Here is a 6,674-nt window from a genome sequence, read left to right as displayed (position 1 = left end):
GGATCTGGTCTCGCCTTATGAAATGAAAAGAGGGTCCGGGAGACCTAACTCCCGGTCGGGGCGCGGGGCGGACGCCCCGGTCCCGCTCAGCCCCCCGCCCAGTCCGGATCGGGCAGCTGGGTGAACAGCTTGCGCAGCCCCTCGCCCCAGGCGCGGCGCACCATCTGGAAATAGGGATCGTCGTCGGCGACGCGGTAGCGCACCGAGGCGCGGCAACCATCGGCGGGCACCAGAGTGACGTCGAGGGGCGGCGCCACCGAGATGTTGCTCTTGATGGTCGAGTCGAAGGAGACCAGGGCACACTTGGTCGCCTCCTCCAGCGAGGTGTCGACGGTGATCACCCGCTCGATGATGGGCTTGCCGTATTTGGTCTCGCCGATCTGGAAATAGGGGGTCTCGTCCGAGGCCTCGATGAAATTGCCGGCGGCGTAGACGTTGAACAGCCGCATGCGCCGTCCCTGGATCTGCCCGCCGACGATCAGCGAGGCGATGAAATCGGCGCCATGGGATTTCAGATGGGCGCCGTCGATGGCGTGGACTTCGCGCAGGGTATCGCCCACCAGACGAGCCACCTCGTACATGGACTTGACGCCATAGAGCGAGCGCGAGCGGTCGGGGCCATGAAGGCGTTCCTCCAGCAGGCTGATCACCGACTGGGTGATGGCCAGATTGCCGGCGGTAAGGATGACGATCACCCGATCCTCGGCTCCGTCGAAGACGTAGGACTTCTTGAAGGTGGCGACACTGTCCACCCCGGCATTGGTGCGCGAATCCGAAACGAACACCAGACCGGCCTTCAGCCGCATCCCAAGACAATAGCTCACGACATCCCCCTCGATGCATCCCATTGAGCCCAAGCCCGACGCAAGGAACGGGCCAGGAGAATTCCGGGGACTTTTCCGCCCGCTGACCGACGATCGCCCAAATTCAGGGCACGGCCTGCCCAGGCGGCAAGCACCCCTTTCATTGGTATTGAGTCGTATATCCCAGGCTTAGCCGCTCGGATATCATCCCGGGAACATGCCGTAGGGGCCGAACCACCATGGCGGAACACTTCACCGATCGCGAGGCCTTCGAGGCCCTTATCCGGACCATGCTCGACCGGGGTGGACAGGGCAGCTTCGGCCGCATCCATCTGGTCAGCGTGCTGGCCGAAGGCGATGATTCCGCCCTGAAGGGCTCGCTGCCCAAGGCCCTGTCCATCGCCGAGCACATCATTCAGCATCGCCTGGGCTCCGAGGATGCCTGCGTCCCCCTCGAGCCAGGCAAGTACATGCTGGTCTTTCCCGGCCTCAGCGACACAGAGGGCATGGTCAAGGCCACCGCCATCTCGCGCGAGATCAGAGAGCGGCTGTTCGGAAAGTCTTCCGGCCACATCAACGTCACCGTCCAGGTCCTGCCCCTGGACCGCCTGCGCCCCCGCCCCGCCGCCGCCGCCCTGCCCGCCATGGAAACCGTGCTGGATATCCACGAGCATCACACCGGCGTCCCCCTTCAGGTGGTGTTCCAGCCGCTTTGGGACGCGGGGCGGCAGGCGATCATCGGCAACCGGGCCATGACCAAGCGCCTGTTTCAGGGGCATGAATTGCTAGACGACGCCGTCCAACTGGCCGGCGAGCAGGACCCGCTGGCCCGGGATCGCAATATCCAGTTGCGGCACGCGGCGGCGGCGGCGGCGGTCAGCCCCGGTCTGGTGGTCATGCCCCAGGTCCTCAACGATCACGCCATGACCGATTGCGCCGTGGTCACCGCCGATATCCAGAGGGTCGGCGCCTTCTGCCCCGGCGGGCTGATGGTGGAATTGACCGGCGCCGTCGGCTCGGCCAGCCGGACGCGGCTGCGCGACGTCATCCGCGCCCTGCTGGCGGGCGGCGCCAGCGTCGGCGTGCGCATCTTCCCCGAGCCCGACTTGGCCCGTTTCCTCAAGGATTGCGGCGTCAGCTATCTGTGCTTCAACGAGGCCCAGGCCAAATCGGCGGCCTTCACCCATTCGGCCCTCTACGCCCTGCTGGCCGTGGTGGCCCACGAGGTCAAGGGCAGCGGACTGGATCTGGCCCTGTGGAACGCCTCGTCAGGCCAGGACATCAAGCGCGCCGTGTCGCTGGGCTTTTCCCTGTTCTCCGGCATCCCGTTCGGCGGCAGCCGGCCGGGCATGGTCCAGCCCTGCGACTGGCCGGCCAACAAGGTCTTTCTCTAGGAAGTGGTCGGGGCGAGAGGATTCGAACCTCCGACATCCAGCTCCCAAAGCTGGCGCTCTACCAGGCTGAGCTACGCCCCGTGCGGCGGAAAGTAAGGGGTTTGGCGCCGAAGCGCAAGGCGGCTTCAGCGCCCCCGCTCGAACATGGGATGGGAAACCCGGTCGCCGGCCGAAAGCCCCAGCCGCCGTACCGTCCCGGCGGGAAGTTCCAGCACGCCAAGCACCGGTTCTGACGGACCGCGCGGCTCGAGGCTGCCGGGCACGGTGTATTGCTCCACATGGATCACCCGCCCAGTCCTGTCCATGAACAGCATATCCAAGGGGATCAGGGTGTTTTTCATCCACATGGCAACCTGGCGAGGGAGGCCGAAGTCGAACAACATCCCGTTGCCGGCGGGAAGATCGCGGCGGAACATCAGACCCTGGGACAATTGCTCGGGCGTCGTGGCCAGTTCCACGGCGAAGGCATGCCGCTTGCCGCCCTGGGTGATCACCTCCAGCCGCGAGGCGCCAAAGATCACAGCCTCGGCCCTGGCCGTCGCCGAAAGGCCCTGCAGGATCAGGATCATCACCAGGACAGCCCGAAGCATGCCATACCCCCTCATCGTTGAAGGCCCCATGGTGCCCCGACGGAACCGCCGAGACAAGCGAGGACAATATACCTAGGTCGCTATCCCTCCTTGGCCGCTTCCGCCGCCCGTTTTTGAATGGCGCAACACCGGAAGCGCTACAGTGAGCAACGCCTGATAGCCTGGAAATTAACGACCCGACGGATTTAGATAAAATTTTACCTAAATACCTTTTTAAATATAGGCGTAGTTAGCGCAACCATTGCATCAAATTGAGCGGGTGATTTTCCTGTTTTCACCTTGCGAATACTTTGCTACAGTTACTTCGTGAGCTGGACAGGGGCGAAAGCCCCCGAAGGCCAGAACCGGAGATACTGCCCTGGGGGGCCTTCCCGCCCATCCCCACCCTCCTTGGCAGGGAGATGCGACCGCACAGTGTTGCGTTTCCGCTTTCTGGTCAAACGAAGGGGCGCCGGTGCAAACCGGCGCCCCTTTCAATTTGGGACGGCTATGTTTCGCAGCCTTCAGACCGGGGCGGAATCCTCGTCATGGACCAGACGCCCCGATTCCTCCAGCTCCAGCACCATGCGGACCAGGGCCGACAGGCTGTCGGCGGCCATCTTCTCCATGACGCGGGCACGGTGAATTTCGACGGTCCGCACGCTGATCCCCAGCTCCTGGGCGGCGGCCTTATTGGACAGGCCCTGGGCCACCAGCACCATCACCTCGTATTCACGCGGCGTCAGTGAATTGGCCCGCGCCTCGATGCCGTCCAGGCGGCGGCGCTCGACCCAGGCGCGTTCGCTGCGGGACAGCGCCTTGGTCACCGCGGCCATGAACACGGAATCGTCGAAGGGCTTCTCGATAAAGTCGCAGGCCCCTTCCTTCAGGGCCTGGACCGCCATGCTGACATCGGCATGGCCGGTGATGACGATCAGCGGCAGGTCGATGTCGCGATCCTGGAGGATGCGCAGCAGGTCGAGACCGCTGAGGCCGGGCATGCGGACGTCGGCGACCACACAACCGGGGCCGGTGCCCGTCATTCCCTCGGCGATGAAGCTCTCGGCATCGGGATAGGCGCGAACGGCGTGCCCGCCGGCCTCCAGCAGCATGCGCAGCGAGTCCCGCACCGCGGGATCGTCATCCACCACGTAAATCTCGTGAGCCGCCGTCATGACCGACCTGTCCTTGTTAAGGCAATTCCATCAATGGGTTGGGCACAAGGCCACCCGCGAGAGAAGATGAACCACACCGGGCCACTTGTAAACCCGCGCCGACCGTCAGCGGCGCTGGGAAAGAATCTGGGCCAGTTCGACCGCCGTCTTGACGCCCATCTTCTCGAAAAGATGGGCCCTGTGGACCTCGACCGTGCGCATGGTGATGCCCAGGTCATCGGCGATGACCTTGTTGAGCTTGCCGGCCAGCACCTTGTCCATGACCTGGCGTTCGCGCAGCGTCAGGCTTTCCAGGCGCTGGGCCAGCGAGGCGGCGTCGGCGGCCGAGGCGACGCGCTCGGCCTCCCAGGCCAGGGCCTCGATCACCTTGTCGACCAGATCATTATCGTTGAACGGCTTCTCGACGAAGTCGCGGGCTCCCTTCTTCAGGGCGGAGACCGCCATGGGAACGTCGCCGTGACCGGTCAGGAAGATCACCGGCAGCTTGGCCCCCATCTCGCACAAGCGGTCGAACAGTTCCAACCCCGTCATGCCGTCCATGCGGATGTCGAGCACCAAGCAGCCGCTGCACGGCACGCTCCAGACCGACAGGAAGTCCTCGGCCGAGGCGAAGCACTGGGCGGTGACGCCGCGCGACTGGAACAGCCAGCCCAGCGCGTCCCGAATCGCCTCGTCGTCATCGACGATATAGACTACGCCTTTGCTCATCCAGCCATCTCCGGCAAGGTGAAGAGGAAAACGCTGCCGCCGCCCGGATTCTCCTCGAACCACAGATGGCCCCGATGGGCCTCGACGATAGAGCGGCAAATATTCAGCCCCATTCCCATTCCCGTTTCCTTGGTGGTGAAGAACGGACTGAACAGATTGGCGGCGATTTCGGGAGGAATCCCCGTTCCCCGGTCGGCGACGCGAATTCTGGCCTGCCCGTCCGCGCATTGCAACGAGATGGTCAGGCGGCGTTGCGGCCTCGGTGTGTGGCCCATGGCCTCCATTGCGTTGCGCACCAGGTTAAGGATGACCTGCTCGATCAGGATGTGATCGGCCTCGACCCGCGGCCGGGCGGCGCCCGGGGTCAGGCTGAGGTCCAGGTCGATGCGGATGCCGCGCTTGCGGGCATCGGGTTCGAGAAAGCCCACCACGCCCTCGATGATCTCGTCCAGCAGGCAGGGCACCACCAGGGGCTCGCTCTTGCGCACGAAATCGTGAATGCGGCGGATGATCTGTCCGGCCCGCTGGGCCTGCGCCCCCAGCTTGGTGAGCGGCGGCACCAGTTCCTCGGGCCGGGCATCGCCGGCGGACAGCCGGTTGAGGCACCCCGTGGCATAGGAGGCGATGGCCGACAGCGGCTGGTTCAGCTCGTGGGCCAGGGTCGAGGCCATCTCGCCCATGGTGATCAGCCGCGCCGTATGCTGCAGCTTTTCCTGATGCTGGCGCGACAGCTCCTCGGCCCGCTTGCGCTCGGTGATGTCGAGCACCGAAGCCATCCAGCCGGTGTGGCGCCCATCGGAATCGATCAGCGGCGCCTCGTAGATCAGGGCGCTGAAGCGTTCGCCGTTCTTGCGCCGGAACACCAGTTCGAAACCCTCGGCCGGCGCCTCGCCGCGCATCACCGCCCGATGCAGCTCGTAGGTATGCTCCAGATCCTCGGGCACCCAGTAGAGCATGGGCGGCACCGTGCCCACCAGTTCGTCGGCGGTCCAGCCCACCATGTGGCAGAAGGCCGGATTGACATAGGTGATGCGGCCCTCCAGGTCCCGGGCGCGCATGCCCACGGTCAGCGAATCCTCCATGGCCTTCCTGAAGGAATGCTCGGTCCTGAGCGCCTGTTCGGCGGCCAGACGGCGGCGCACATGGCGGCGCAGCGCCCACAGGCTGGAGACCGACAGGATGGACAGGATGAAGATGGCCGCCGCCAGCACGTTGCGCAGCAGTTGCGGGTCGCTGTGGTAGGAGATGGCCACCAGCTCCAGCCCGTGGCCGGGGGGCTCGAAGCGCAGCGTGTAGCTGGCCCCGGGCTCGGCGGGCGACAGCTGGGACTTGGCGGCCAGCAAGGTGCCGTTGCCGTCCTGGATTTCCAGCCGGTAGGCCTGGGCGAACCACCACGGCACGCGATTGGCCAGCATGGCGTCCAGCGAGAACACCCCGGCCACGGTTCCGGCGAACCGTCCGCCGCGGAAAATGGGTACCTGCGCCTCGAAGCGCGCCCCCTTGCCCTCCACGGTGTAGGGCGGGCCATAAACCGGACGGCCCGAGGAGCGGGACAGGGCGAAGGTGTTGGCCCACTCGGAATCGCCGCCCAGGGCCGCCCCGCTTTCCACCGGCGGCAGGGACTGGACCACCGCGCCGATGCCGTCGCGGACGATCACCCGTTCGATCTCGGGAGCCGCGGTGACCAGTGCCTTGCCCTGCAGGACGAACTCGTCGGACCAGGGGCCGTCGCGCCCGGCCATCTCGGCCAGCTGCCCCAGCCGCTCGACCCCGGACGACAGATGGAAGTAAAGGTTCTGCTCGACCCACAGGATGTCCTGGATCAGGGCTCGCCGCTCCTCCTCCACCTCGTTACGGTGCAGCAGCCACAGCAGGACGCCCAGCAGCATGACCACCAGCCCCATGGCAATGACGGGCATCGCCTGGATGGCCTGACGGTCTCTGAGGGATCGGGGTGCGTTCATAGGACCTTGGTACCGGTGTGGAACACCACAATGGCCGAGCTGCGCCGCGATTCCTATAGTA

6 protein-coding genes and 1 tRNA gene are annotated in these 6,674 nt (G+C 65.4%); 1 reads left to right on the top strand and 6 read right to left on the bottom strand.

The genetic code is table 11. From position 1 onward, the window contains the following. Positions 1–86: 86 nt before the first annotated feature. Positions 87–824: a proteasome-type protease gene (locus AMB_RS04595; RefSeq protein ID WP_043743433.1), complete on the bottom strand. Its 738-nt coding sequence runs from the start codon at positions 822–824 to the stop codon at positions 87–89. Positions 825–1,042: 218 nt separating this feature from the next. Here AMB_RS04595 and AMB_RS04590 point away from each other — a divergent pair, with 218 nt between their 5' ends. Next, complete coding sequence (locus AMB_RS04590) at positions 1,043–2,197, top strand: hypothetical protein (protein WP_011383342.1); 1,155 nt, start codon at positions 1,043–1,045, stop codon at positions 2,195–2,197. Between the two features lie 4 nt (positions 2,198–2,201). On the opposite strand, the gene AMB_RS04585 is transcribed toward AMB_RS04590, so the two are convergent. The 5 genes from AMB_RS04585 to AMB_RS04565 form a co-directional block, all read right to left on the bottom strand. Continuing rightward, positions 2,202–2,278: transfer RNA gene (locus tag AMB_RS04585), tRNA-Pro, on the bottom strand. Positions 2,279–2,322: 44 nt separating this feature from the next. After that, a complete protein-coding gene (locus AMB_RS04580) occupies positions 2,323–2,787 on the bottom strand; it encodes a DUF192 domain-containing protein (RefSeq protein ID WP_231848970.1) in 465 nt (154 codons plus the stop codon). A 503-nt stretch (positions 2,788–3,290) separates the two neighbouring features. Continuing rightward, entirely contained in the window at positions 3,291–3,941 is a 651-nt protein-coding gene (locus AMB_RS04575) for a response regulator transcription factor (RefSeq protein ID WP_011383340.1), read from the bottom strand. 105 nt (positions 3,942–4,046) lie between these two features. Further along, complete coding sequence (locus AMB_RS04570) at positions 4,047–4,649, bottom strand: response regulator transcription factor (protein WP_011383339.1); 603 nt, start codon at positions 4,647–4,649, stop codon at positions 4,047–4,049. Further along, positions 4,646–6,613 carry a sensor histidine kinase gene (locus AMB_RS04565; protein ID WP_011383338.1) on the bottom strand — a complete coding sequence of 656 codons (1,968 nt, stop codon included), beginning with the start codon at positions 6,611–6,613 and terminating at the stop codon, positions 4,646–4,648. Before AMB_RS04565 ends, AMB_RS04570 begins: the two co-directional genes overlap by 4 nt. Positions 6,614–6,674: the final 61 nt, after the last annotated feature.

Origin of the sequence: Paramagnetospirillum magneticum AMB-1 (assembly GCF_000009985.1) — a bacterium.
Classification (GTDB): domain Bacteria; phylum Pseudomonadota; class Alphaproteobacteria; order Rhodospirillales; family Magnetospirillaceae; genus Phaeospirillum; species Phaeospirillum magneticum.
This window is presented reverse-complemented; position numbering and strand designations above follow the sequence as displayed.